Here is a 25,776-nt window from a genome sequence, read left to right on the forward strand (position 1 = left end):
ACCATGTATCAGACGACTTATCATCGTGCCTCCTCGGTCGACGAGGCGGCGGCGCTGTTCGCCAAGGGCAGCGAAGCCAAGTTCCTTGCCGGCGGTCACACCTTGATCCCGGTGATGAAGCAGCGCCTTGCTGCTCCGTCCGATGTCATCGACATCGGCAAGATCAAGGACCTGATCGGGGTGCAGTTGTCGGGCGACACGCTCGTCATCAAGGCCGCGACGACCTACTACGACATCATGACCAATGCCGATGTGAAGAAGGCGATCCCCGCGATCGCCCATCTCACCTCGGTGCTCGGCGATCCCGCGGTGCGCGCCCGCGGCACGATTGGCGGCTCGATCGCGAACAACGATCCGGCGGCGGATTTCCCGGCGGCGCTGATCTCGCTCGGCGCCACCGTGAAGACGAACAAGCGGTCGATCTCGGCGGATGATTTCTTCAAGGGCCTGTTCACGACGGCGCTGGAGGACGGCGAGATCATCACCCAGGTGTCGTTCCCGGTGCCGGAAAAGGCCGGCTACGCCAAGATGCGCCACCCGGCGTCGCGTTTCGCGCTCACTGGCGTGTTCGTCACAAAGACGAAGGGCGGCGACGTCCGCGTTGCGGCCACCGGCGCTTCGCAGAGCGGCGTGATGCGCGTGCCGGCGATCGAGGCGGCGCTGAAGTCGAACTGGTCGGCCTCGGCGATCGACGGGGTCACGGTGTCGGCGTCAGGCCTCTTGAGCGACATCCACGGCTCCGCCGATTACCGTGCCAATCTGGTGAAGGTGATGGCGCAGCGCGCGGTGCAAGCCGCGGGCTGACCTCACGACGCGGATCATTCCGCGCAACGGCACGACAAATTCCATGCGGCGCGCAGCGATGCGCGCCGTTTTGCTTTGCGGCATACAGCGCGCTTGCGTTGGCCTGATGCACGCGGGACAATCAAAGGATCAGGAAACGCATCGCGCGTGATGATGTTTGATTGATGCGGACAGCAGCCAAGCACACCCACCCTCCCCTGGAGGCGGAGGGTGAAGGTCACGGCGACCATCTTTGTCCGATCGACCTCATCACGCGCCGAAGCACCGCAGGGACAAGACAAACGTGCTCGACAAGACCGCACCACAGACCGAGATCCGCGCCACCGGACCGCTCGCGGGCTTCCGCATCGTCGAGTTCGCCGGCATTGGACCGGGTCCGTTCGCCTGTATGCTGCTGGCCGACATGGGCGCGGAGGTGGTGACGCTCGATCGCGTCGGTGCGCGCAAGACCATGAAGTCGGTCGCCGGCCGCGGCCGCAAGGTGATCGAGCTGGATCTCAAGGACAAGGGGGTCATCCCCCAGGTGCTCGATCTGCTCGCCGGTGCCGACGCGCTGATCGAGGGTTTCCGGCCCGGCGTGATGGAGCGGTTGGGCCTCGGCCCCGAGGTCGTGCTCGCGCGTAATCCGAGGCTCGTCTACGGCCGCATGACCGGCTGGGGCCAGGACGGACCGCTGGCGCATGCGGCCGGTCACGACATCAACTACATCTCGATTACCGGCGCGCTGGCCGCGATCGGACCCAGGGAGCGGCCGGTGCCGCCGCTCAACCTGGTCGGGGATTTCGGCGGCGGTGCGCTCTATCTGGTCGTCGGCGTGCTTGCCGCACTGCTCGAAGCCTCGAAGTCCGGTAAGGGGCAGGTGGTGGATACCGCGATGTGCGACGGCGCGGCCTCGCTGCTCGCGATGTTCTTCGACCTCACCGCGATGGGCCGCTGGACCGAGGGGCGCGAGCGCAACTTCCTCGACGGCGGCGCGCACTTCTACGGCGTCTACGAATGCGCCTGTGGCAACTTCATCTCCATCGGCTCGATCGAGCCGCAGTTCTACGCGCTGCTGCGGCAGCATGCCGACCTCTCCGATCCCGCCTTCGATGCGCAGATGGATCCGCGCGCCTGGCCGGCGTTGAAGGAGAAGCTGGTCGCGGTGTTCAAGAGCAAGACGCGCGAGGAATGGTGCGCAATCATGGAGGGCACCGACATCTGCTTCGCACCGGTGCTGACGATGTCGGAGGCGCCGAAGCATGCGCACATGGCCGCGCGTGGCGTGTTCGTCGAGCGGCACGGCGTGACGCAGCCCGCGCCGGCGCCAAGGTTCTCGCGGACGCCGTCGAATATCCGCGAGCCGGAGGTGACGGAGATCAGGGCTGTGGTGAGTGCGTGGCAGGCGGGGCGGTAAAGCTCGATCGCTGCAGCAGCGCCGATCGAGCGCTGCTCGACTGTTCCGAGGTCAATGAGTTGGCTACGCCGTCGCCTCAATCTCAGTGTCGTCCCCGCGAACGCGGGGACCCATAACCACAGGCCGTGCTGAGACGACGATTATCTGTCGCCGTGCCTCATCGACGCACCCTGCGGTATGGGTCCCGAGTCGGTGCCCAACGCCGCTTACGCGCCGTCGGGCTTGCCCGGAACGACAGTTGAGAGTTTGGCGACAATCCTGCCTCCAATCACGCCGTCATTGCCAGCGAAGCCAAGCATTCCAGGGACAGACGGAAGTCTGGATTGCTTCGTCGCTCCGCTTCCCGCAATGACGGCCTACTTCCTTCGCCTACTCCGCCGCCTCCACCTTCAGCACGCCGCGGCGGATCTGGTCTTCCTCGATCGACTCGAACAGCGCCTTGAAGTTGCCTTCGCCAAAACCGTCGTCGCCCTTGCGTTGGATGAACTCGAAGAAGATCGGCCCGATCGCATTGGCCGAGAAGATCTGCAGCAACACCTTGGTGTGACCGCCAGCGACGACTCCCTCGCCATCGATCAGGATGCCGTTTCTCTGCAGGCGAGCGAGGTCCTCGCCATGCTTGGGCAGGCGAGACTCGATGCGCTCGAAATAGGTGTCGGGCGGCGACGGCATGAACGGCAGGCCTGATGCGCGCAGGCCCTCGACGGTGGCGTAGATGTCGCGGGCGCCGCAAGCAATGTGCTGGATGCCTTCACCGCGATAGATCTTGAGATACTCCTCGATCTGCCCGGAATCTCCGGCATCCTCGTTGATCGGAATCCGGATCTTGCCGTCGGGGCTGGTCAGCGCACGCGAGAACAGGCCGGAGGCGCGGCCCTCGATGTCGAAGAAGCGGATCTGGCGGAAGTTGAACAGTTTTTCGTAGAAGCCGGCCCAGACGTCCATGCGGCCGCGGTGCACATTGTGGGTCAGATGATCGATGTAGTACAGGCCGGAGCCTGCGGGGCGCGGGTCGCGCGCGCCGGTCCACTCGAAGTCGAGATCATAGGCCGAGCCCTTGGCGCCGTAGCGATCGACCAGATACAGCAGGCTGCCGCCGATGCCCTTGATGACAGGAACGTCCAGCGTCTTCTGCGATGCGGGCAGGTCGGCCGGCTCGGCGCCGAGCGCGATCGCGCGGTCGTAAGCCTTGTTGGCGTCGACCACGCGGAACGCCATCGACGGTGCACACGGCCCGTGCGCGGCGACGAAGTCGTGGCCGTGGCTGCCCGGCTCCTCGTTGACGAGGTAGTTGATGGCACCCTGGCGGTACAGCGTGATCGCCTTGGTCTTGTGGCGCGCGACCGCGGCGAAGCCCATCAGCTTGAACAGCGCGTGCAGCTCGCTTGCTTCGGGGTGCGCATATTCGACGAACTCGAAGCCGTCCGTGCCCATCGGGTTGTCGGCGGAGATGGTGGCAGGAGGCGCATCGTGCGGAAATGGACCCATCGGTGGAAGCTCCTTCGGCTTGATGTGCCGATCATCTCCCGAATTCCGCGCACAGGGCATGCAAACCATTGTCATTTTCGCCTGGTTATGCACGATCCATGCACGATCAGAGGAAATGGCGCATGAATTCGGTCGACAGCTTCGATCTCCGTATCCTGGCCGCGCTGCAGGACGACGGCCGGCTCACAAACCAGGAGCTGGCGGACATCGCCGGCCTGTCGGCCTCGCAGTGCTCGCGGCGCCGGATGCGGCTGGAGCAGGACGGCGTGATCGCGGGGTATCGCGCGCAGCTCGCCAGCCAGGCGCTCGGCTTCGAGCTGATTGCCTTCATCCAGATCACCCTGGCGACGCATTCGCCCGACAATGCGCAGAAGTTTCGCGCGCTGGTCAACCGCGTCGACGACATCCAGGAGGCCTACGCGCTGACCGGCGATTCCGACTATTTGCTCAAGGTCGTGCTGCGCGATCTCAAGAGCCTGTCCGACATCGTCAACAACGTGCTGATGCCGCACCAGAGCGTGGCGCATGTCCGCTCCTCGATCGTGCTCGACCGCCTCAAGGAGAGCGCGAAGCTGCCGCTGGCTTCGCTATCGACCGACTGAGCGTCTGCGGCGCAAATCGAGGGAAATGCGTCCTTCAACATCGCCAGCGCTTTTGCGACAGTGACCGTGTCCCCTGATCTGCGAGACGACCATGGCCCTGCAGCTTCGGCCCAATTGCGAATATTGCGACAAGGACCTGCCGCCCTCGGCAACAGAGGCGTGCATCTGCTCCTACGAATGCACGTTCTGCGCCGACTGCGTCGAGACCAAGCTGTTCAATGTCTGCCCGAACTGCGGCGGCGGCTTTGCGCCCAGGCCGATCCGGCCCAGCCGCGAGTGGCGGTCGGGAGCTTGCGTGACGAAGCAACGGCCGTCCGACACGCGCGTGCATCTGAAATATGCGGCGGAGGACGTTGCGGCATTCGTGGCTGGTGTGAAGGACGTTATGCCAGAGGACCGCTAGATCTTCGTCATTGCGAGCGCAGCGAAGCAATCCAGGGCTGCGCACACGACTCTGGATTGCTTCGCTACGCTCGCAGTGACGCCTACTCCGCCGCCGCGATCGTGCCTTCGACCTCGCCGAAGCCGACGCGATAGCCCTGCCCCTGGCACCAGCCGTGCATGATGAGGGAGTCACCGTCCTCCAAGAACGAGCGCTTCACGCCACCGGCGAGCTCGACCGGCTCGGTGCCGTTCCAACTGATCTCCAGCAGGCTGCCGCGCTGGTGCTTTTCCGGACCGGAGATGGTGCCGCTCCCCAGGAGATCGCCGACACTCATGGCACAGCCGGACGAGGCATGGTGCATCAGCTGCTGCACGCTCGACCAGTACATGTACTTGAAATTGGTCTGCGCGATGGTCTGCGCGGCGTTACTGCCGGAGGCGCGCAAGGCCACGTCGAGGGAGAGATCGTAGTTCTGCGCCTCCTTCTGCTGCAGGTAGGGCAGCGGCGTTGGATCCTGCGTTGGCCCCGACACGCGGAACGGCTCCAGCGCCTCCCGCGTCACCACCCACGGGCTGATCGACGTCGCAAACGCCTTGGCCTGGAACGGGCCGAGGGGCACATATTCCCATTGCTGGATGTCGCGCGCGCTCCAGTCGTTGAGCAGCACGAAGCCGAAGATCATCGCCTCCGCCTGCGCCTCGGTCAGCATCTCGCCGAGCGGCGAGGACTGGCCGATGACGACGCCCATCTCCAGCTCGAAATCGAGCCGCTTGCATGGACCGAAGCTCGGCACGTCGGCGCCCGGCGGCTTCAGCTGTCCGCGCGGCCGACGCACTCGGGTGCCCGACACGACCACGGTCGACGCGCGGCCGTTATAGCCGATCGGCATGTGCAGCCAGTTCGGCTGCAGCGCATTGTCCTTGCCGCGGAACATGACGCCGACATTGGTGGCGTGCTCCTTCGACGAATAGAAATCCGTGTAGCCGGCGACATGGAACGGCAGATGCAGCGTAACGTCGGAGCGCGGCAGCAGCGCCCGGCTACGCAACGGCTTGTCGTCGCGCAGCCGCGGATTGTCCTGGCGCAAGAGGGCGCTGATCGCAGCCCGCGTCTTCGACCACACGGCGGGGCCGAGCGCCATGAAGGCATTCAGCGAGGATTGCGCGAACACCTCATAGGCCGGCGCCAGATCGAGCAGGCCTTCGTCCTCGAGCACCGCGAGGTCGAGGACGACGTCGCCGATCGCCACGCCGACGCGCGGCTTCGGCGAGTCGGCGGCGGAGAACACGCCGTAGGGCAGGTTCTGGATCGGGAAGTCAGAAGACGGATCGACCGGGATGAAGGAGCGGAGCGAGGGATCGTTGGGGTGGGGCACAGTTGTCTTCCTGAGTTCGGACCATGTCTCCGCTCGTCATTCCGGGGCGCGCGCAGCGCGAGCCCGGAATCCATAGCAACGGGCAGATGTGTGGGGCACAGTGGTTGTGGCCGAGCTTTGCATCCCCACGGCCGATCGTGGTTATGGATTCCGGGCTCGCCGCTGCGCGGCGCCCCGGAATGACGGCGGAGGTCGTGGCTACGGCCGGTTCGGATCGAACCGCTTCTCCAGCCCGTTCCAGCAATCGGCGTAGTCGCTCTGCATGGTGCCGGACTCCGCTGCGTGCTTGGTGATCCGCTGCGGGAAGCGCGTCTCGAACATGAAGGCCATGGTGCCTGTGAGCTTGACCGGCTTCAACTCGCCATTGCTGGCGTGATCGAACGCCTCGCGATCCGGCCCGTGCGGCAGCATGCAGTTGTGCAGGCTCATGCCACCCGGCACGAAGCCCTGCGGCTTGGCGTCGTAGACGCCGTAGATCAGCCCCATGAACTCCGACATGATGTTCATGTGATACCACGGCGGACGGAAGGTGTTGTCGGCCACCATCCAGCGCTCGGGGAAGATCACGAAGTCGATGTTGGCGGTGCCGGCCGTCTCCGACGGCGAGGTCAGCACGGTGAAGATCGACGGATCGGGATGGTCGAAGCCGATGGCGCCGACCGGGGAGAAGGTGCGCAGGTCGTATTTGTAGGGCGCGTAGTTGCCGTGCCAGGCGACGACGTCGATCGGAGAATGTTCGAGCTCGGTCTTGAACAGCGCGCCGCCCCACTTGACGTAGAGCTCGGTCGGGGTGTCCTTGTCCTCGTAGGAGGCGACCGGCGTCAGGAAGTCGCGGGCATTGGCGAGGCAGTTGGCGCCGATCGGTCCGCGCTCCGGCAGCGTGAAGGCGCCGCCATAATTCTCGCAGAGATAGCCGCGCGCCGGCCCCGCCGGGATCTCGACCCGGAACTTGACGCCGCGCGGGATCACGACGATCTCGCCAGGCTCGGCGTCGATGCGGCCGAACTCGGTGACGAACAGCAAACGCCCCTGCTGCAGGACGAACATCAGCTCGCCGTCGGCATTGTAGAAGTGCTGGTCGACCATCGATTTGGTGATGACGTAGACATGCGCCGCCATGCCGGCCTGCGTCGCGGCGTCGCCGGCCGTCGTCATGGTCTGCACGCCCTGCAGGAACGTCACATCGCCCGACGGCAACGGTGTCGGATCCCAGCGCAGTTGCTGCACCGTGACCTCCTGCTCGTGGCAGGGCGCGGTGCGCCACAGCCCGGCATCGACCTTGGCGAAGCGGCCGGAATGCTTCACCGACGGACGGATGCGATACAGCCAGGAGCGCTCGTTGGACCCGCGCGGCGCGGTGAACGGCGAACCCGAGAGCTGCTCGGCATAGAGCCCGTAGGCGCAGCGCTGCGGCGAGTTGCGCCCGATCGGCAGTGCGCCGGGCAGCGCCTCGGTCTCGAACGAATTGCCGAAGCCGGACATGTAGCCCGGCGTCACCTGCCCGGTGGCGCGGTTGAGCTGGTCAGGCGATGTGTTGACGTTCATCATCCTTCTCCTTGCAAGCGGGCCCACATCTCGCGGTCGCGCTCGGCGGTCCAGATCACGGGATCGTCGATGCCGCTGGCCTCGTCATAGGCGCGCGACACGTTGAACGGCAGGCAGTGCTCGTAGATGGCGAAGCTCGAGAATTTCGGATCCATCACCTCGCGCGTCGCCGCCATCGACTCCTTCAGGCTGCGCCCCTTGGCGACCGACATCTCGGCCGCGCCATACAGCGACGTAACGAAGTCGCGCGTCATCGCGATCGCCTCGCGCACGGTGGCCTCGCCCTTCAGCGCATCGCCGCGGCCTGGCGCGATCGCCTTGGGATTGAAGTCGCGGATCTCGTTCAAGGTCGACGGCCATTCGCGCAAATAGGCATCGCCGCAATAACAGGCCGAGTGATATTCGATGAGATCGCCGGAGAACATCACCTCGGCGTCCGGCACCCAGGCGACGATGTCACCGGAGGTGTGGCCCGCGCCGAGTTGGATCAGTTGCACCTCGCGCTTGCCGAGATGGATCGTCATCTCGCCCTCGAAGGTCAGGGTCGGCCAGGTCAGGCCGGGAATGCTCTCGGCGTCCTGGAACAGGCGCGGGAAACGGCCGTATTCGGAGTCCCAATCCTGCTGGCCGCGCTCGACGATCAGCCGGTGCGTCTCCTGCGAGGCGACGATGCCCTGCGCATGATAGGCCGAGGCGCCGAGCACGCGCACGGCGTGGTAGTGCGACAGCACGACATATTTGATCGGCTTGTCGGTGACGGTCTTGACCCGCTCGATCACCTTGTTGGCCATCGCCGGCGTCGCCTGCGCGTCGAACACGATGCAGCCGTCGTCGCCGACGATCACCGCAGAGTTCGGATCGCCCTCCGCCGTGAAAGCATAGAGATCCGGGCCGATCTCCGAGAAGGTGACCTTCTTCTCGGCGAGATCCGTGGTCGATGCGAAACCCTTCGCCATCACTTCATTCCTTGTGTGCGCAGCAGCCTATTGCTGCTGCTGTTGTTGCTGTTGGCCGGCATCCGCCATGCTGCGTTTCGCCAGCGCGATCGCCTCGCCCAGCACACCGATGTCACCGATGTGATTGGCGAGGATCAGGACCAATGCCGCATCGAGATCGGCGCTTTCGAGGTCCGAGAGGCCCCGATGCGCTTCGACAATGGCGCGGAAGGCATCGTCGGGCTTGGCGAAATTGGAGGCGGTCGAGAGCGTCATCGTTGCGGCTTCCTCAGTTCAGGCCGGAGGCGCGGGCGACCGCCGCCGCGATCGCGGCGCGGCGCGGGTGCCGGAAGCGCGCCGCGACATAGCCATCGGGACGCAGCAGATAGGAGGTGCCGGGTTCGGCCCCGTAACGCCTGCCCGCGAAACCCTCGCCATCGGCAAGTCCATTCGGACCGCCGATGCTGACGACACCGACATCGTCGGGCACATCGATCGCCTCACCATTGGCAAAAGACAGCAGGGTGAAACGCCGGCCCTGAGCATTGAATGCATCGGTAAGGTGAAGGTGCCGTCCGTCTGCCGTCTCGAGCGGCGCATCCGGCATCGATGTTCCCGGACGAGGGCCACCGTGCCAGGCCTCGTCGTCTTCGGTCGACAACGGCGTCTGGTAGACCGAGGGAACCGACAGCCGGCCGCCATTGACCATGCGCTTGCCGAATTCGGTGTCCCTGGCGAGCGCGAGCACCACCTTGCGCAGCCGCGCTTCCTGGTGCGAATTCGGCGCCATGAAATCCGTCGCCCGCGTGGATTCGCGAATGTTTTCGTCGGCGGCCGCGCTTCGCTCCAGATGGTAGGTTTCGAGCAGCGTCGCGGGCGAGGTTCCGCGCAGCACGCGATCGAGCTTCCAGGCCAGATTCTCGGCATCCTCCAGCCCCGAATTGGCACCGCGTGCGCCGAACGGCGAGACCTGATGGGCGGAATCGCCAGCGAAGACGACGCGACCATGAATGAAGCGCTCCATGCGCCGGCACTGGAATTTGTAGAGCGAGATCCATTCGAATTCGAACTGATCATGGCCGAGCATGCGTGCGATCCGGGGCCGCACATTCTCCGGCTGCTTCTCGACGTTGGGATCGGCATAGCGGCTGAGCTGCAGGTCGATGCGCCAGACATTGTCCGGCTGCCGGTGCAACAGCGCCGAGCGCCCGGCATGGAACGGCGGATCGAACCAGAACCAGCGCTCGGTGGGGAATTCGGCCGTCATCCTGACGTCGGCGATCAGGAACTGATCCTCGAACACCTTGCCGGAAAAACCCGCGCCGACCATCTGGCGCAGCGACGAGCGCGCGCCGTCGCAGGCGATCACATATTGCGCCGACAGCCGATAGGGGCCGTCCGGCGTCTCGATCGTCAGCACGACATGATCGTTGCGCTGTTCGAGCGCGGTGACCTTGTTGCGCCAGCGCAGCGAGATCTCCGGCAGCGCGTTGACGCGATCGACCAGATAGGCCTCGGCATAGAACTGCTGCAGGTTGATGAAGGCCGGCCGCTTGTGCCCGGGCTCCGGCAGCAGGTTGAACTGATAGAGCTCGGACGGACCGTGAAAGATGCGGCCGACGTTCCACACCACGCCCTTGTCGACCATCCGGTCGCCAACGCCGAGGCGATCCCAATATTCCAGCGAGCGCTTGGAGAAGCAGATCGCGCGCGAGCCCTCGCCGATCCGGTCGGCATCATCGAGCACCACGACCGCATGGCCGCGCTGCGCAAGATCGATGGCAAACGACAGCCCGACGGGACCCGCCCCCACGACGACGACCGGATGCGCGGCCGGCGTGGCCTGATCCTGGTCTTCGTGCCGATGATAGCCGAACTGAACCTTCGCCTGGCTCGCGCCCTGCCCCGGATTGGCCTGCACCATGGCTTGCTCGCCTTGTGGTTTTCTTGGACTTTCGAAGCGACGACTTTCGAAGCGACCGACATTTCCTCGGGCGAGGCATCTGGCCGTCTTGCCAGATAGTCTCACCTGCAACTATTCTAAAGCCGACGGCTTCGGCCGCGTCAACTCAAAAATCGGAGCGCGATCTTGGCGAAGCCCTCTACCGCGGCGTCCAAGCGGCAGGCGAAGCCGGTCGAGGATGACCGAAATGCGGCAGTGCCGCAGGACGACGAGCGGCTCGACCTGTTCAAGTTCGCACCATTCCGGCTCAACCGTCTGGCCGCCGAGGTCAGCGCGGCGCTCGCCGTCGAGTATCGGGAGCGCTACGGGCTCGACATTCCGGAATGGCGCGTGCTGGCGACGCTCGGCTTCCGCCGCGAGGCCTGCAGCGCGCAATATGTCGCAGCGTGCACCCGCACGCACAAATCGACCATCAGCCGAGCCGTGACGTCGTTGCTGGAGCGGCGGCTGATCGAGCGCGTCGAGAACGCCGAGGATCGCCGCGAGTTCCGTCTGCGCCTGACACGTAAGGGCAAGACGCTGTACGAGGAGCTGATCCCGCGTTTGCAGCAGCGCGAGCGCGAGATCATGGCATGCCTGTCCGCCGACGAGCGCAAGACGTTCGACCGCCTGATCGGCAAGATCGAGGCGAGCCTCGATCTGATCCAGACCAGCGAGGAGGCCGACGCGAAGCAGGCCTATTGAGCCGAGCTTCGTCGGGTGGGTAAAGCGCCGAAGGCGACCCGTGCCCACCATCCTTCGTCAAACGACAGCGATGGGCACGAGCGCGCGCGAGACTGCCGTCGACGACGAGCAAGGCGCCGCGCGCCCTTGCCCGCCCTACTTGTTAGTCGCCGACGATCGCCGCGGCTCCTCGACTTCGACCACGTCCGCGCCCTCCCCCCGCCAGCGCAAAATCTCCATCGCCAGCACCGGGTGATTGAAGCCCTTGAGATGCAGGTCGTCGATCGGCCTGGCATCGACCGACTGTTCGACGACGCCGAACACCCGGCGCGACACGATCACTTGGCCTGCCTTGGCCTCGTCGCACAGCCGCGAGGCGAGATTGGTGACGCTGCCGATCGCGGCGTATTCGAGCCGGTGCTCGAAGCCGACCTGGCCGAGCGTCGCATATCCCAGTGCGATGCCGACGCCGAACCCCAGGCTGTGGCCGCGATTTTTCCAGCGCTCCGTCAATTGGCCGATCTCGTCGCGCATTTCGAGCGCCATCTTCACCGCGCGCATGGTGTGATCCTCGAACGGGATCGGCGCATTGAACAGGATCATCACGCCGTCGCCGGCATAGCGATCGAGCGTGCCCTCATATTTGAAGATGAGCTTGCCCAGCGCGGCGTGATATTCGCGCAGCACGTTCATCGCCTCTTCGGGCTCGGTCGTCTCGGTAAACGCTGTGAAGCCGCGCAGATCGCAGAACACCACCGTGACCTCGCGGCGGTGGCTTTCCAGCAGCGCATCATGGCCGTCCGACGACGCGATGATCTGCGCCACCTGCGGCGCCAGGAAGCGCTCCAGCCGCCTGATCCGCTCGATCTCCGCCAGTTGCTTCTCGACGCGCTCCTCGAGCGACTTGTTCCATTCGCGCAGCTGCTCGGTCTGCTCGGTGAGCTTTTCGGCCTGCTGCTGCACCGTCGCGTGGGTCAGCGCGAGCTCGCGGCCCTTCTGATCGACCTCGGTGAACAGTCGTGCGTTGCGCATCGCCAGCACGGCCTGGTTGGCGAACGTTCGCATCAGTCCGATCAGGTTCGGCGGGAACGTACCGGCCGACCGGCGGAGCACCACGAGCGCGCCGAGCACGCCCTGCTGATCGACCAGCGGCGTGAACAGCACGGCGTGAAAGCCGGCGGCAACCGCGACGTCGCGCAGCGGGTGATCGGGCGCGTTTTCCAGCTCGGCGATCGCGATCGGCTCGCCGCTGCGCACGGAGTCGGAGAGCAGGCTCGTCCGCTCGTCCAGCACATTGTGCGGGCCGTCCCGGTCGACGCCCTTGGCCTCCACCAGCCTGAAGCGGCGTTCGGCGGCCTCATAGGAATAGATCAGCACGGCGTCGGTCTTGGTGATCTCCAGTGCCCGGGCCGCCACCGTCGGCAGCACCGCATTGAGATCGAGCGAGGAGGCCACCGCGCGGCCGACCTCCTCGAGCACCTTCAGCTCATTGATCGACTGGGCCAGGTCGCGCGTGCGTTCCTCGACCTTGGCTTCCAGCACGGCATAGGACTGCGCGAGCTGGCCGGCCATGCTGTTGAACTGATCGGCGAGCTCCTCGAGCTCGTCATGCGTTTTCACCTCGATGCGCTGGGCGAAATCGCCGGCGCCGAGCTTGCGCGCGCCGGCGCGCAACGCGGTGATCGGGACGAGCATGCGTCGCGCCAGCACCGAGCCCGCGAGGATCGCAACCGCAAGGCCGAGCGCGATCAACAGCGCACCGCGCAACAGCTGATCGCGGATCGGCGCCAGCGCGTGAGCCGTGGACTGCTCGAAGAACACGGCCCAGCCGAGCTTGGGCAGCGTCGCGGCCGCCGAGAGCACCGCGTGCCCCTCGCCGTCGGTGCCGGAGGCCAGCGGCTCGCCATCCGGCGTGAGCACCGCCGCGACCTGCGGCAGCTTGGAGAGGTCCTGACCGACCGCCGGTCCCCTCGCCGAGCTCGCCAACACCTGGCCCCGCGGATCGACCACGTAGGCGGTGCCGACCTTGCCGATCTGCGCCTCGGTCATGAAGTCTTCGAGAAAGTCGAGGTCGATGTCGGCCACAGTCACCCCGGCATTGAAGCCGGAATGCGCGACCGAGATCGACATCATCGGCTGCGCGCCCTTGAAGGTCACGGCGGAGAAATTGCTTCCGTGTGTGACGGTGTCGGTGAAGCGCAGATCGCGTGACAAGTCGTTGCCCGAGGCAAACGAGATCGAGGTGCGCGACACGCGGAGCTGTTCCCGGCCCTGGCCGTCGAGCTGATACAGCTGCCGCACAGCCGGCGCCTGACTCAGCAGTTGTACATAGTCGGCGCGGCGGAGCTCCAGCGTATTGGCGCTCGCCCGCGTCACCCAGCTGATCTGTCGCTGCAGATCCGAGAGCGCCTGATCGATCCGCCGGGCGCTGGCGTCGGCCTTTTCGGCCATGGCGGCGGTCAGGCTCGCCTTGGTGGACTGATAACTGATCCAGGTTTCGGTCGCGCCATTCACGGCCAGGACGAACACGACGAGCCCGACCAGCGACACGACGTATTTGGCGAACAGGCCCTGCCGCAACGACCAGCCTCTGTTCTCGACCTCGTTCATCCGGACCCCTCACGCGCGTCATCACCGAGGTCAGCCTCGGACAAGCGCGTCCGCTGCCGTCCTCGCGGCAGCAACACTTTGGAGGCAGGACCGCTCGGGTGCGAGACGGCCCGTCGCCGGCACCCGTTTAGCACAGAATGGCATGCACAGCGGCGACCATGCCGGCGCCCCGCGCCAACTCGTTATTGCTCGGCTGGCCCTGAATCGCATGCACCGCTCGAGGAGATTCTCCGCAGGCTCGGTCGATCGCGGCTATATATTACCTATTGAAGATGCGCTTCAGAACGTCGTTCATCGGCTGGCTGTCCTGCACACCCTCCTGCAAGGGCTCGGCGGGAGCTGCCTCCGCCGCGCCCCGGCCGTCGTCGCCCGGAGGCCGAGAAACAGCGCCGTCCTGAGGCGCAACCAGCGTACGGCCGCGGCTCTTGGCTGGCGGCTGCGCGGCCTGCAGTCCTTGCTGAATCAGATTGCCGATCGCCGATCCGAGATCGCCGCCGAGCAGGTCGGATTGGCCAGCCGCCGGGGCCTGTGCATTCGGGGCTGCCGTTGACGGCGCGCCGTTCGGACCAGCAGCACCGGTGGGCGCAGAATTTCCGATGAGGCCGCCGATGCCGTTGATCAAATTGTTCAGCCCGACCCCGTCCTTGCCGAACAGGCCCTGGCCCATCTGCTTGAGCCTGGCGTAGGCAGCATCCGGATTGTCGAGGATGCCGGCCATGTCGGGGTAGAAGCGCGGCTGACTCCAGGGGCCGTCGATGACGACGGGAATCCCGAGACCTATCGGCTCCGAGGTGCGGCCCTGCCCCTCGGTCGTCATCACGAGCTTCGGCTCGACCCGCATCGCCAGCGCCCGATTGCCCAGATCGATCGTCCCCGTACCGGTGACTTTGACCAGCGGTCCGACCAGGTTGAGGTCACTGGTGGCGGCCTGCCCGCGCTCGACCTGAAACGAGGCCGAGAGCTGCGTGAGATCGGTCGTCAGTTCCTTCGAATCCTGCCATCCCGACAGCGGATTGGACGTCAGTGAGCGGATCATCTGCGCAACGTTGATGCCGCGGATCGCGCCGTCCTGGAACAGCAGGAACGCCGAGCCGCTCAGGTTGCTCATGAGAGCCTGCTGGCTGGCGCCGCTGGAGCGCAAGGCCAGCTTGCCCTGCATCCGCGCATCGAGCTTGTCGAATCCGGCGACGCTCGAGAGCAGCGGCAGCGCCCGGATGCCGACGAGATCACAGTGCATCGCATAGGCCGGATTGCCCGTGGAGGCGTCGATCACGACCTCGCCACTGGCCTGCCCCTCATAGGCGCCGAGATTGGCGACGGTCGCCTTCAGCAGGCCGCCGGCCAGCGAGGCTTCGAGATCGAGCGGCCCGAGGCGAGTCCCGGAGAGAACGACATCCGTCGCCGACAGCTTCACGCGCGCGTCGACGTAGTTCAGACCCCGCAAGTCGATTGCCGCCGTGCTCCATCCCGACGCGCCGGCAGAGCCCTGCGCGGCAGGCGCTCCCAAGTCGAGCCGGCGAACGTCGAGATCGACCTTCACCAGCGGCTTGCTCGCCAGATCGACCGAGGCCCAGCCGTTGAAATCGCCGTCGCCAAGCGTGCCGCTGAGGCCGTTGATCATCACCACCGGGCCATTCAGCCGAACGTCGGCGCGGCCGGCAAGACTCCCGCGGAATGCAGAAGCCATGTCGATCTTGAAATCGACCGGCAGCGTCTGGCGCTCAATAGGCAGCGCGGGCGCGGCCGCTGTGAGGTCGAAGGTCACCGGACGGTCGCCGGCCCGGGCCGTACCCGTGATCTTGACCTTGCCATCGGACAGAGACGCCGTCGCGCCGATGCCCTCGAGCCGATTCTCGACGCGGTCGCGCGGGTTGGAGAGGACGACGGCGCCGTCCCTGACGGTGACCCGTTCGATCCGGGCCGCAAGCGCCGCTTCCGGCTTCGCCGAGGCACGGCTGCGCGGCGCATTGTCCCGCAGCCGTTCGCGCAGCAACGGCAGATAAAGTGTGGGCTTGTCGATGATGATCTCGCCGATGTCGGGCCGGCCGGACCACAGGCTCGACAGCGCCACGTCGGCCTGCAGCTTGCCGATCGTCAGCCGATTGTTGCCGTCACGCTCCTTCGGATCCTGCAGGGTGATGTCCGTCAGGGTCGCATGCAGCGACGGCCACAGGCTGACGCTCGCCGAGCCGGCGATGCTCAGGCGATAGCCGGTGTCACGCTCGACGCGGTCCTGGATGGCCACCGTGAGGAAGCTCGCCGGAAGTCCAAAAGCCAGCGCCAGAGCCAGCACGACGATGACGGCGCCAATCAAACCGCCTGCGATCTTCAATGCCTTCATGTCGATGTCCCAAGCGCGAGGCGCGAGCGGTCTCCACGGGTTAGCGTGCGGCAATGCCGACCCGGTTCAATCCGAAATTTTCTCGGAACGAAGACCGCTCCCAGCGCGACCAAAATAGTCGGAAGCCCGTGCGTCATTATGTGACTTATGACACACTTCCGCCCGGGGGGTTTCTGTAACTGAGGCTTTGAACCGTTGCCGAAGGTATAGTGATGAGCAAGCAGGCCGAATTTGCGGTCATTCTGAAGATGAACCCGATGTTCGCCGACCTCGGCGCGGACGAGCTGCAGCGAATCTCGAGCCTCTGCCACACCCAGCATCTGTCGTCGGGCGAGGTGCTGTTCCAGAAGGGCGACCCCGGCAATGCCCTGTTTGGGGTGCGGCGCGGCCAGATTCGCATCGAGACCGGTGCCACCGACGGCAGCCGGCTGACGCTCAACTTCATGGGGCCCGGCGATCTGTTCGGCGAGGTCGCCGTGCTCGACGGGCAGGAGCGCACGGCCGACGCCACCGCCGGTGAAGCGACCGAGCTGTTCGTGCTTCGCCGCGAGGATTTCCTCAGCTTCCTGGAACGCGAGCCCAAGGTGGCGATCAGGATCATTCAGCTGCTGTGCCAGCGCATCCGCTGGCAGAGCGAGCGAATGGAGGAATCGGTGCTGCAGCCGCTGCCGGTCCGGCTGGCACGCCGGCTGTGCGCCTTGGCGGAGGATTTCGGCTCCGAGGTTCATATCTCGCAGGAACAGCTTGGCGTCTTCGTCGGCGCGGCGCGTGAAAGCGTGAACCGCCAGTTGCAGGCCTGGCGCAAGGACAAGATCCTGGATCTGCAACGCGGCCGCATCCTTCTGCATGACCTGACCAAGCTGAACACGATCGCACGCAACGACTAATTGGCCGAGCGCGCAGCGTGCTCACCGCAAATTTGTCGATTGCGGGTCCGGTCCATGGCGGGAACCGCCCGCCATGCATCGTTTCGTATCAGCATCGGCCAAACATGATCGCAATTGGGCCACCACGCCTCACAATTTGCGACATGAACTCTTTTTAACAATTCTAACAGGGTTCAATCCGGCAGCGGAGAGTTCCATTTGCTCGCGCGCGGCGGCGCGCGGGGTGGAGCTTTGCGCGCCAGGCAAGCGTGGTTGGAAGTGACGTCATGAGTCTTGCGTTGCCGGCAATCGCCATCGAGGCCAGTGGTTCTGTTGGCCGTTGGCGCAGAGCTCTCGCGGTCTGGATCGACGCCGTGGAGGACGGCTGGGCCGTTCCGGCCTTGATCGTCGGGTTCGTCGCGGTCTGGATGGTGTATTTCTCGATCGCCTATCTCGGGGGCGATCTCCACCAGGACGTGATCGAGACCTGGTCGCTTGGACGCAGCTTCGACTGGGGTTCGACCAAGCATCCGCCGCTGATGGGCTGGGCGGCGTGGGCCTGGACCACCGTGTTTCCGCTGACCAACTGGTCGTTCAACCTGCTGGCGCTGACCAACGCAGCCGTCGGCCTCTTCGCCGTCGACCTCATCACCCGGCGTTTCGCGCGCGGTGACAAGCGGCTGGTCGTGCTGCTGTTGCTCATGCTGCTGCCGGTCTATCAACTGCATGCGCAGCGCTTCAACGCCAACGCCGTGCTGCTGTCGAGCTGGCCGCTGGCGACCTGGTGTTTCCTGCGCTCGTTCGAGACGCGTCACGTCGGCTGGGCCATCGCGGTCGGCCTGACCGGGGCGCTCGCGATGCTCGGCAAGTACTACTCGGTCTTCCTGATCGCGAGCTTTGCGGTCGCAGCGTTGTGCCACGGCGAGCGTCGGGCCTATTTCACCTCGCCCGCGCCGTGGATCGCGGCGCTGTCCAGCCTGGTCGCGCTGGCGCCTCATATCTATTGGCTGGCCACGACCGGCGCCCAGCCGTTCTCGCATGCAATCGAGCATCACGTCGGCAAGACCGCCGTGGCCGCCCTGGTCGAGGGCAGCGGCTTCCTGTTGGCGATGGCCGGCATCGCCGGTATCCCCGGCCTCATATGGCTCGCCATGACGCGGCCTCGCCCCACCCGCGTGCTGAACGATGCGCTCAGCCTCGACTCCGGACTCCGGCTGCTGGCGATGATCAGCATCGGGACCGTGGTGTTCCCCGCACTGGTCTCGATCGTGTTCGGCACCGACATGCCGCCGCTGTGGGGCCTGCAGGGCGTCTTCCTGTTCGTCATCGTGATCGTGTATGGCGCGAGCTATCACGCCCCCCGCGACATCACGATCAATCTCGCCGCTGCGACGATCGCAATCGCCGCATTCGCGGCCACGGTCGTAGCGCCCTTCCATGCAGTGTACCGGAACTACGTTCCGTTGAACGAGGGTCGCAACTTCTATGAGCCGGCCGTGACCGAGCTGGACCGCCTGTGGCAGACGGCATCGAACGGCGTCCTTCCCGCCGTCGGCGGCGATGACGGCCTCGCCTTTGCCGCAGCGTTCTACAGTCCCGACCACCCGCACTATGAAATGGCGCTGGTGCACCCGCATGAGCTGCAACCTCCGTCCGAAGCGCTGACTGCGCAGGGCTGGGCGGCGCTGTGCTACGACACCGACATCTCCTGCATCTCCGGCATGCAAGCCGCGGCGGCGCTGGCGCGACGTTCGGTGCGGGCCGATTTCACGCTCCGGACCAAGCTGTTCGGCCTGGAGGGCGCCAGCCAGGGCTTCGTTGCCCTGATCGTGCCGCCTGAGACCGCCGCGCCAGTCGACGGCGCCCCGAGCGGGGGCCAGGATCTCAGCGCGCGCCGCCGCATGCCCTCGACCGCGAACTGAAACAGCTCGTTCCGGCACGTCATCTCATTCCGCAGCCGGCGACATCGCCGACGGCGGCTTTGACTGATGCGCCGCCTCCGGCCCATGGCCGGACTGCGCCTCGTCGGCGGCATCGCCGGAAGAGACGATCAGCTTGCGGCCAAGGCGGGCGAACAATGCGCCGACATCGTCCATCACCAGGAACATCGCCGGCACAAACAACAGCGACAGCACGGTCGAGAACACCAGCCCGCCGATCACCGCCAGCGCCATCGGCGAGCGGAATTCGCCGCCGGCACCGACCGCGAGCGCGCTCGGCATCATGCCGGCGACCATCGCGATCGTGGTCATCACGATCGGACGGGCCCGCTTCATGCCGGCATCGATGATCGCCTCGTCACGCCTGACGCCGGCATGGATCGCCTCGACCGCGAATTCCACCAGCATGATCGCGTTCTTGGTGACGATGCCCATCAGCATCATCATGCCGATATAGACCGGTATGGTGAGCTGCTTGCCCGTCAGCATCAGCGCGGCGATCGCGCCGCCGATCGACAGCGGCAGCGAGAACAGGATCGTGATCGGCTGCAGGAACGTGCCGAACAGCAGCACCAGCACGGCGTAGACGATCATCAAGCCCGCCGTGATCGCCGTGATGAAGCCCGACGCCAGCTCGTTCAGGCTCTCGGCATCATCGGACGGGATCAGCTTGACGCTGGCCGGCATGCTCTTTCTGACCGGCAGCTCGTCGATCTGCTTGGTTGCGTCGCCGAGCGCCGCAAGTCCGACGAGGTCGGCGGCGACGGTGGCCTGCCGCCCGCGATCGTAGCGGCTGATGCTGGTCGGGCCCTGGTCGAGCTTGATGTCGGCGACGACGGCCAGCGGCACGCCGCCCTTTTCGCCGTACTGGCCGAGCGGCACCCGCAACTGTTCGAGGATCTTCACGTCGCTGCGCGCCGCGTCCTCGAGTTGCACCCGGATCGGGACCAGCCGGCCGCCGGCGTCATACTTCGCCAGCGCAGGTCCAACATCTCCGATCGTGGCGACGCGGATCGTCTGCGACAGGCTTTCGGTCGACACGCCCAGACGTGCCGCCAGATCCGCGCGCGGCTGCACCCGCAACTCCGGCCGGTCGAGCGAAGTGTCCGACACCACGTTGGAGATGATCGGAATCCGCCTCATCTGCGAGGCGAGCTCGCTCGCAACGTTGTCGACCAGCTTGGGATCCGAGCCCGTCAGCACCAGCTTGATCGGGCGCAGACCATTTTCGTCGGTGAACCAGAAACGGATGTCCGGAATGGTTTCGAGATCCTTGGTGATCTCGAGCTCGAGCTCTTTCTGGGTGATCTTGCGCTCGGTCTTCGGCGTGTAGTTGACGATCATTCCGGCGCGACGAACCTCCATCGCGCCCTGAAGCCGGCCGCCGTCGACGAACACGCTGCGGACTTCGGGCCGCTTGCGCAGGCGCGCGACGATGTCCTCGGTGACCTTCTCGGTGTAGGCGAGCTGCGCGCCTGGCGGCAGCTCGATCGCGAGCAGCGATCGCGCCGCGTCCTGCGCCGGCAAGAACCCTTGCGACAGCAGCGTCGTGCTCCAGATCGAGGCAGCGAAGATCCCGATGCCGAGCAGCACCGTGACAAAGTAGTGCTTTACCGACCACGTCACGATGCGCTGATAGGCACGCAGGATGAACCCCGGCGGCGGATCGTCGTGCTTGTGATCCTTGAGGAAGTAGGCCGCCAGCATCGGCGTGACGAAGCGCGCCGCCAGCAGCGAGAAGAACACCTGCACCGAGACGGTGATGCCGAACTGCTTGAAGAACTGTCCGGCGATGCCGGACATGAAGCTCGCCGGCGCAAAGATCGCGATGATGGTGAGGCTGATCGCGATGACCGCGAGCCCGATCTCGTCGGCGGCATCGAGCGCCGCGCGATAGGGCGACTTCCCCATCCGCATGTGGCGCACGATGTTCTCGATCTCGACGATGGCGTCGTCGACGAGAATGCCGGTCGACAACGTGATCGCCAGGAACGACACCATGTTCAGCGAGAAGCCGAGAATATCCATCGCCCAGAAGGCCGGAAAGATCGACAGCGGCAGCGAGATCGCCGCGATCACCGTGGCCCTGAAGTCGCGCAGGAACAAGAGCACGATGATGACGGCCAGGATCGCGCCCTCGAACAGGGTCGAGATCGCCGCTTCGTAATTGCCCTTGGTGAAATCGACCGACGTATCGATCAGCTTCAGCTCGACATCGGGATGGGCGGCTCTGACCTGGTCGATGCGCTTCTGCACCGCGGCGGCGACGACCACATCGCTGGCGCCCTTGGCGCGCTTGATGCCGAGCGCGACCACCGGCTCGCCGTTGAAGCGCGCAAAGGTGCGCCGATCGGCGATCGTGTCGGTGACCGTCCCGAGATCGGCGAGCCGGACCTCGCCGCCGCCGAACAAGGGAATCATCGTGTTGGACAGCTCGTTCAGCGTCTTGGCGCCGGCAAGCGTGCGGATCGCCTGGTCGTTCTTGCCGATCTCGGCGCGGCCGCCGGCGACGTCCACATTGGTGCCGCGCAGACTCTGGCTGACATTGACGGCGGTGAGACCCATGGCCTGCAGCCGGTCGGGATCGAGCGAGACCAGAATCTCGCGCTCGACGCCGCCGATGCGCTCGACCTGGCTGACGCCGCGCACGCCCTGCAGCTCGCGCTTGACGACGTCGTCGACGAAGAACGACAGCTGCTCCGGGGTCTTGCCCGGTGAGATCGCCGCATAGGTGACGATCGGCAGGCCGATCTTGTCGACGCGCGAGATCAGCGGCTCGGTGACGTTCTGCGGCAGGTCGGAACGAACCCGGGTGACGGCGTCCTTGACGTCGTTGATGGCGCGATCGGTGTTGGTCTCGAGCGCGAACGTAATCGTCGTCACCGACAGGCCGTCGGTGATCAGCGACTGGATGTGGCGCGCGCCCTCGACGCCGGAGACGCCGTCCTCGATGATCTTGGTGACCTGGGATTCAAGCTCCGACGGCGCCGCGCCGAACTGCGCCACCGCGACCGAGATCACCGGAATGTCGGCGTTCGGCAGCCGGGTGACCGCGAGCTTGGTGAAGCTCATCCAGCCCAGGATCAGCAGGATGATGGAGAAGAGGATCGACGGCAGCGGGTTCCGGATCGACCATGCCGAAATGTTCAGTGCCATCAGCGTACCCGCGTGCGATCGATGTCTTCGGCAAACATGGTCTTGATCTGGTCGCCATCGTGCAGCGAGCTGCCGGCGTCGGCCACCACGATTTCTCCCTCTGTCAGCCCGTCGAGGATCTCGCTCGCCGTATCCGACACCAGGCCGACCCGCACCCGGCGGGTCTCGATCGTGTTGCCCTTCACGACCTGGATGGTGAGATGATCGATCGCCGTATTGGGCACGGCGACGCCGCAGCTCCGCCGGGCATCGATATTGGCGCGCGCGAACATGCCGGGCTTGAGCGACGGATTGCTGGTCAGCGCGATGCGCACATGGCCCAGCTGGGTGGTCCGGTCGACCTGCGGCGCCACTACGCGCAGGCGGCCGACAATGTCAGGTAGGTTGTCGCGAGTGATGCGCACCGGCGCGCCCGTGCCGAGCTTCAGGAGATGAACGCTCGGAACTTCGGCGTCGAGCTCCAGCTCGTTGTTCACGGCGATGCGGAACATCGGACCGGCCTGCGGCGAGGCCGGCGCACCGGCGATCGTGCGGACCTCGGTGACGAGTCCTGCGGCCGGCGCACGCAGCGACACCGGCCGGTTCGCGGCCGCCGCCGGCGCTCCCGGCTGCGGCGGTGGCGGCGTCAGGCGCGCCAGCTCCTGGTTCTCGGTAACGGTGTCGCCCTCCTTGACCAGAACGTCGATGACCCGCGAGCCTTCCTGATCGGCGCCGACCACCGCCTCGCGTCGGGCCACGACGAAGCCGGTGACGCGCACCAGATCTGAGAAGCAGGCCTTCACCGCCTTGGTCACCAGCACCTGGGCCTGCATCGGCGGCTCCTCGGCGGTGTGATGGGGACGATGCTCATACCAGTAATAGCCGGCGAACAGGGCCACGAAGACGACCGCACTGGCCGCGGACTTGAGGGATTTTGGCAGCTTCATCGGCAGGGGGATCCGGTCGGCGCGAGATGCGGGTTATGGATGCTGCGAATTTGGCACGGGGCGCTCCGACAAGGCGATGCGCCCCGCAATCCTGCGGGACGCATCCGGCACCTCGATCTCCGGCCACGCGACCTCCGACGGCGCTTGATGGACGCGGCGCTACTTGGCCGCCGCCGTCTTGCTCTGCATGTTGACGACCTGAACGCGGCGATTCACCTCGGCGAGCGGCTGGCTCGGATCCTTCAGCTTGCTCTTGCCATAGCCCACCGTCACCAGGTCGGCGCCGGCGATGCCGAACTTCTCGACCAGATAGCGCTTGATCGAATCGGCGCGGCGCTCGGAGAGATCCTGATTGTAGGCCTCGCCACCGGCGGCATCGGTATGACCGGCGACGACGAAGGTCGACCCTTTCAGCTCGGCGTTGGTCAGCGCCCGGCCGAGCGCCTGCACCGACGGCAGCGACTTCTGGCTGATGTTGGCGGAGTTGTAGTCGAAGGTGATCTCGAGGTCGATGTTCGGCTTGGTCCTGGCGACCGCCGCGATCTCCTCGCGCTCGGCAGTGGACAGCGACCGCGTCGAGCGGCCGCGAATGCTCTGCAGGAACTTGTCCTGCTCCGGCGCGACCGCGGGTGTGGCCTCCGACGGCGGCGACATCGACAGTCCCCGGGTCAGCGGCCTCTTCGGCCCGGCCAGGGCGCGGACGATCTGATCCTCGCTGACATCATCGGCGGCGAAGGCCGGCATCGCGCTCAGCGACGCGGCCGCGCTCAGGACCGTCGCGGCCAGGAGAGCCGTCAGGCCGGCGGTCATCGTCGAATTCGTTTTCGGTGCGGTCATTGCCAATCCCTCCTCACGCGAACTGATCGTCCCGGTCTCCGCCGCGCCCGGCGCGACACCCGGCTGTTCGCTGTTATGTCGGTCCGGCCTGCCGCATGGTTCGAGCCGGCCGGCCGACGCGCGCAACAAATCAGCGCACGCCGTAGGCTTCGAACTCGCGGACGATGTTGGGGTCCATCGCCTTGGCGTTGGCGATGTCGAGCGCGCCCTCCTGCGCGGCGCCGTTACGCTGTTTGGCGAGACCGCGGCCGTACAATGACGACGTCAGCCGCGGGTTGATCTTCAGCGCCGCATCGAAATCGGCGATGGCGTTCTTGACCGCGCCGCTCTTGAGGTTGACCAGCCCGCGGCTGTCGAGCGCGTCCACGAAATTCGGCCGCAGCCGCAGCGCCTCGTTGCAGTCGCGCAGCGCAGGTTGCAGCTCGCCGACGACGGTGCGCGCCCAGCAGCGGTTGTTGAGCGCCTCGACGTCCTTCGGATTGATCCGGATGGTGTCGTCGAAATCGCGGATCGCCTGCGCGTAGGCGCCCTTGCTCGCATACACCTGGCCGCGCCGGTACAGCGCGCCGGCATCCTCCGGATTGGCCGCGATCTTGGCGCTCAGGCTCTTGATCGTCGGATCCTCGGCGAACGGATCCTGCGCGGGCGCTGCTGGGGCCGCGGGCGCAGCAGGCGCGGCGGGCGCCACGTTCGCGATCACAGGAGATGGCGCGGGCGCCGGCGGCGCCGGAGCAACCGGCGCGGGCGACGGGGTGTCCACCTTCTGCACCGGCGTCGGCTGCGGCGCGGACGGAGCCGGCGGCAGCGGCGACGGCACCGGCGGCGCCACCACGACCTGCGTCGGGGTTGGCGCAGGTACAGGTGCAGGTGCAGGCGCCGGCGCGGCATTGCTCTCGGCCGGCGGCGGCCTGACGCCGCCATTGCCCGGCACGAAGGAGAAGTCCTCCGCCAACGACGACGAGATCCACGGCACCTGCTCGCTGCGCGAGGCGCGGGTGACGCCGACGCGGGTGCGGTTCAGCGTCTCCTCGGCGGTGAGATCGGGAACGCGGATCTCCTTCAGGAGCTCCTGCACGAACAGGCTGCGATCGCGCCCGCCATCCGTCACGACAGCGGACAGCGCCGCCGAGTACATCACCAAAGTACCGCTCGGTGCGATGACCGGCGCGAGGCCGGCCGAGGCGGTGCGGAACCTGCGCTCATAGGGATTGCGCCGGGAGGCATCGAGCAGCGCGATCTTCACGCCGGCGCCGCGGCTGTTGATCTCCTGCAGCACCTGCTCGAGGCCGATGCCGTCGCGCCGCACGTCGGCCTCCTGCCAGATCTGCGCATCGACCGGGATCATGTAGCTCTGTCGGCTCGACTGGATGCCGTAGCCGGAGAAGAACAGCAGCGCCACCGAGCCCGGCTTGATCTTGCCATAGAGCCGATCGAGGCCGCGGCGCATCGCGTCGCCGCCGGCATTTTCCAGCGTCTCGACGCTGAAACCGTCACGCTTCAACTCGTCGGTGAGATCGCGGGCATCGTTGACCGGTTCCTTGAGCGGCGCCTCGGCATCCGGATATTTCGCATTGCCGATCACCAGGGCGAAGCGGTCGCCGGCCGCGTGCGCGGGCCCGGAAACCACGGCCGAAAACGCGACGGAGAACATCAGGCCGAGCGGCAACAGCAGGCGGAAAGTCATCACGATGGCGGTCCAGCGGTCAGCAATCAGGCGCCGTCCAGCTTGCGCCGCGGCGACCATATCCCACGCGTCAGGCATTATCAAATCGCCGTGACGGCACGTCAACCGCTTGCAGAGGTTGACGAATCGTCTGAGGCGGCGACCGCCCGCAGGAGCCTCTTGCGAGCTGCGGGCCATGACACGAGCGGACCATGCAACGATCCCAATGGCTTGAAATGTGAGATGCCTCACGCTGTGTCGCGGCAGCGCAGCGTCCGGTT

At 66.0% G+C, this 25,776-nt stretch carries 19 protein-coding genes; 7 read left to right on the plus strand and 12 right to left on the minus strand.

Annotation, left to right across the window (positions count from 1 at the left end):
- Nucleotides 1-3 precede the first annotated feature (3 nt).
- Both QX041_RS14075 and QX041_RS14080 read left to right on the plus strand, forming a co-directional pair.
- Nucleotides 4-804: a xanthine dehydrogenase family protein subunit M gene (locus QX041_RS14075; protein WP_316165695.1), complete on the plus strand. Its 801-nt coding sequence runs from the start codon at nt 4-6 to the stop codon at nt 802-804.
- 283 nt (nt 805-1,087) lie between these two features.
- Nucleotides 1,088-2,200 (plus strand): CaiB/BaiF CoA-transferase family protein, encoded by a 1,113-nt coding sequence (locus tag QX041_RS14080; protein ID WP_316165697.1) that lies wholly within the window; start codon nt 1,088-1,090, stop codon nt 2,198-2,200.
- Nucleotides 2,201-2,569: 369 nt separating this feature from the next.
- On the opposite strand, the gene hppD is transcribed toward QX041_RS14080, so the two are convergent.
- Nucleotides 2,570-3,688, minus strand: a complete 1,119-nt coding sequence (gene hppD / locus QX041_RS14085; RefSeq protein WP_316165699.1) for a 4-hydroxyphenylpyruvate dioxygenase — start codon at nt 3,686-3,688, stop codon at nt 2,570-2,572.
- A gap of 122 nt (nt 3,689-3,810) precedes the next feature.
- Here hppD and QX041_RS14090 point away from each other — a divergent pair, with 122 nt between their 5' ends.
- Together QX041_RS14090 and QX041_RS14095 are read left to right on the plus strand one after the other, a co-directional pair.
- Complete coding sequence (locus QX041_RS14090) at nt 3,811-4,290, plus strand: Lrp/AsnC family transcriptional regulator (RefSeq protein ID WP_316165701.1); 480 nt, start codon at nt 3,811-3,813, stop codon at nt 4,288-4,290.
- Between the two features lie 91 nt (nt 4,291-4,381).
- Nucleotides 4,382-4,693: a DUF1272 domain-containing protein gene (locus QX041_RS14095; protein WP_316165702.1), complete on the plus strand. Its 312-nt coding sequence runs from the start codon at nt 4,382-4,384 to the stop codon at nt 4,691-4,693.
- Nucleotides 4,694-4,775: 82 nt separating this feature from the next.
- On the opposite strand, the gene fahA is transcribed toward QX041_RS14095, so the two are convergent.
- The 5 genes from fahA to QX041_RS14120 all read right to left on the minus strand — a co-directional run bounded on the left by fahA (nt 4,776) and on the right by QX041_RS14120 (nt 10,454).
- Nucleotides 4,776-6,050, minus strand: a complete 1,275-nt coding sequence (fahA, locus tag QX041_RS14100; protein ID WP_316165703.1) for a fumarylacetoacetase — start codon at nt 6,048-6,050, stop codon at nt 4,776-4,778.
- Between the two features lie 198 nt (nt 6,051-6,248).
- Complete coding sequence (gene hmgA / locus QX041_RS14105; protein WP_316165704.1) at nt 6,249-7,595, minus strand: homogentisate 1,2-dioxygenase; 1,347 nt, start codon at nt 7,593-7,595, stop codon at nt 6,249-6,251.
- Nucleotides 7,595-8,551: an MBL fold metallo-hydrolase gene (locus QX041_RS14110; RefSeq protein ID WP_315750766.1), complete on the minus strand. Its 957-nt coding sequence runs from the start codon at nt 8,549-8,551 to the stop codon at nt 7,595-7,597. Before QX041_RS14110 ends, hmgA begins: the two co-directional genes overlap by 1 nt.
- Before the next feature lie 27 nt (nt 8,552-8,578).
- Nucleotides 8,579-8,806, minus strand: coding sequence for a DUF2783 domain-containing protein (locus QX041_RS14115; protein ID WP_315750764.1), 228 nt, complete (start codon nt 8,804-8,806; stop codon nt 8,579-8,581).
- A 13-nt stretch (nt 8,807-8,819) separates the two neighbouring features.
- Nucleotides 8,820-10,454 (minus strand): FAD-dependent oxidoreductase, encoded by a 1,635-nt coding sequence (locus tag QX041_RS14120; protein WP_316165705.1) that lies wholly within the window; start codon nt 10,452-10,454, stop codon nt 8,820-8,822.
- Between the two features lie 165 nt (nt 10,455-10,619).
- On the opposite strand from QX041_RS14120, the gene QX041_RS14125 reads away from it, so the two are divergent.
- Nucleotides 10,620-11,177, plus strand: a complete 558-nt coding sequence (locus QX041_RS14125; protein WP_316165707.1) for a MarR family transcriptional regulator — start codon at nt 10,620-10,622, stop codon at nt 11,175-11,177.
- A gap of 135 nt (nt 11,178-11,312) precedes the next feature.
- On the opposite strand, the gene QX041_RS14130 is transcribed toward QX041_RS14125, so the two are convergent.
- Both QX041_RS14130 and QX041_RS14135 read right to left on the minus strand, forming a co-directional pair.
- A complete protein-coding gene (locus tag QX041_RS14130; protein ID WP_316165708.1) occupies nt 11,313-13,766 on the minus strand; it encodes an adenylate/guanylate cyclase domain-containing protein in 2,454 nt (817 codons plus the stop codon).
- A 259-nt stretch (nt 13,767-14,025) separates the two neighbouring features.
- Nucleotides 14,026-16,107 (minus strand): AsmA family protein, encoded by a 2,082-nt coding sequence (locus QX041_RS14135; RefSeq protein ID WP_316165710.1) that lies wholly within the window; start codon nt 16,105-16,107, stop codon nt 14,026-14,028.
- 212 nt (nt 16,108-16,319) lie between these two features.
- On the opposite strand from QX041_RS14135, the gene QX041_RS14140 reads away from it, so the two are divergent.
- Both QX041_RS14140 and QX041_RS14145 read left to right on the plus strand, forming a co-directional pair.
- A complete protein-coding gene (locus tag QX041_RS14140) occupies nt 16,320-16,994 on the plus strand; it encodes a Crp/Fnr family transcriptional regulator (RefSeq protein WP_315717001.1) in 675 nt (224 codons plus the stop codon).
- Between the two features lie 266 nt (nt 16,995-17,260).
- On the plus strand, nt 17,261-18,895 hold the full coding sequence (locus QX041_RS14145) for a glycosyltransferase family 39 protein (protein WP_316165712.1): 1,635 nt from the start codon (nt 17,261-17,263) through the stop codon (nt 18,893-18,895).
- 24 nt (nt 18,896-18,919) lie between these two features.
- On the opposite strand, the gene QX041_RS14150 is transcribed toward QX041_RS14145, so the two are convergent.
- From QX041_RS14150 to QX041_RS14165, 4 genes are all read right to left on the minus strand, one after another.
- Entirely contained in the window at nt 18,920-22,069 is a 3,150-nt protein-coding gene (locus tag QX041_RS14150; RefSeq protein ID WP_315828370.1) for an efflux RND transporter permease subunit, read from the minus strand.
- Nucleotides 22,069-22,995, minus strand: a complete 927-nt coding sequence (locus tag QX041_RS14155) for an efflux RND transporter periplasmic adaptor subunit (RefSeq protein WP_316165714.1) — start codon at nt 22,993-22,995, stop codon at nt 22,069-22,071. The genes QX041_RS14150 and QX041_RS14155 overlap by 1 nt, the downstream gene beginning before the upstream one ends.
- A 159-nt stretch (nt 22,996-23,154) precedes the next feature.
- Entirely contained in the window at nt 23,155-23,832 is a 678-nt protein-coding gene (locus QX041_RS14160; protein ID WP_316165715.1) for an OmpA family protein, read from the minus strand.
- 130 nt (nt 23,833-23,962) lie between these two features.
- A complete protein-coding gene (locus QX041_RS14165) occupies nt 23,963-25,516 on the minus strand; it encodes a caspase family protein (protein ID WP_316165822.1) in 1,554 nt (517 codons plus the stop codon).
- Between the last annotated feature and the right edge of the window lie 260 nt (nt 25,517-25,776).

Source organism: Bradyrhizobium sp. SZCCHNRI2009 (assembly GCF_032485115.1).
GTDB lineage: Bacteria > Pseudomonadota > Alphaproteobacteria > Rhizobiales > Xanthobacteraceae > Bradyrhizobium.